Here is a 1,363-nt window from a genome sequence, read left to right as displayed (position 1 = left end):
GAATACCATTGGGGGTAGAGCACTGTTAAGACTAGGGGGTCATCCCGACTTACCAACTCTTTGCAAACTCCGAATACCAATGAGTACTACTCGGGAGACAGACGGCGGGTGCTAACGTCCGTCGTCAAAAGGGAAACAACCCAGACCGTCAGCTAAGGTCCCAAAGTTATTGCTAAGTGGGAAACGATGTGGGAAGGCTTAGACAGCTAGGATGTTGGCTTAGAAGCAGCCATCATTTAAAGAAAGCGTAATAGCTCACTAGTCGAGTCGGCCTGCGCGGAAGATGTAACGGGGCTAAGCAATACACCGAAGCTACGGGTTCACACTATGTGTGAGCGGTAGAGGAGCGTTCTGTAAGCGGATGAAGGTGAAGGGGTAACCCACACTGGACGTATCAGAAGTGCGAATGCTGACATGAGTAACGATAATGGGGGTGAAAAACCTCCACGCCGAAAGACCAAGGGTTCCTGTCCAACGTTAATCGGGGCAGGGTGAGTCGACCCCTAAGGCGAGGCCGAAAGGCGTAGTCGATGGGAAACGGGTTAATATTCCCGTACTTCTGCTAACTGCGATGGAGAGACGGAGAAGGCTAGGCCAGCGCGGCGTCGGTCGTCCGCGTTTAAGGTTGTAGGTAGTGTGCTTAGGCAAATCCGGGCACATAATACTGAGGGCTGATGACGAGTCACTAAGGTGATGAAGTGGTTAATGCCAAGCTTCCAGGAAAATCTTCTAAGCTTCAGGTTAGCAGGAATCGTACCCCAAACCGACACAGGTGGTCGGGTAGAGAATACCAAGGCGCTTGAGAGAACTCGGCTGAAGGAACTAGGCAAAATGGTACCGTAACTTCGGGAGAAGGTACGCTGCTGTTGGTGGAGGGACTTGCTCCCCGAGCTGACGGCAGTCGCAGATACCAGCTGGCTGCAACTGTTTATCAAAAACACAGCACTGTGCGAACTCGCAAGAGGAAGTATACGGTGTGACGCCTGCCCGGTGCCGGAAGGTTAATTGATTGGGTCATCTTCGGAGAAGCTCATGATCGAAGCCCCGGTAAACGGCGGCCGTAACTATAACGGTCCTAAGGTAGCGAAATTCCTTGTCGGGTAAGTTCCGACCTGCACGAATGGCGTAATGATGGCCAGGCTGTCTCCAGCCGAGACTCAGTGAAGTTGAAATTGCGGTGAAGATGCCGTATACCCGCGGCTAGACGGAAAGACCCCGTGAACCTTTACTATAGCTTGGCACTGAACATTGACCCTGCATGTGTAGGATAGGTGGGAGACTATGAAGATGGGACGCCAGTCCTGTTGGAGTCGACCTTGAAATACCACCCTTGCAGTGTTGATGTTCTAACCTTGGCCCCTGA

Annotated in this window: 1 rRNA gene; it reads left to right on the top strand. The window is 52.2% G+C overall.

The features are described 5' to 3' along the window. Nucleotides 1–1,363: ribosomal RNA gene (locus IE064_RS18030) — 23S ribosomal RNA — on the top strand; the annotation flags it as partial.

This window comes from Shewanella fodinae (assembly GCF_014651955.1).
In the GTDB taxonomy this organism is placed as follows: domain Bacteria; phylum Pseudomonadota; class Gammaproteobacteria; order Enterobacterales; family Shewanellaceae; genus Shewanella; species Shewanella fodinae.
This window is presented reverse-complemented; position numbering and strand designations above follow the sequence as displayed.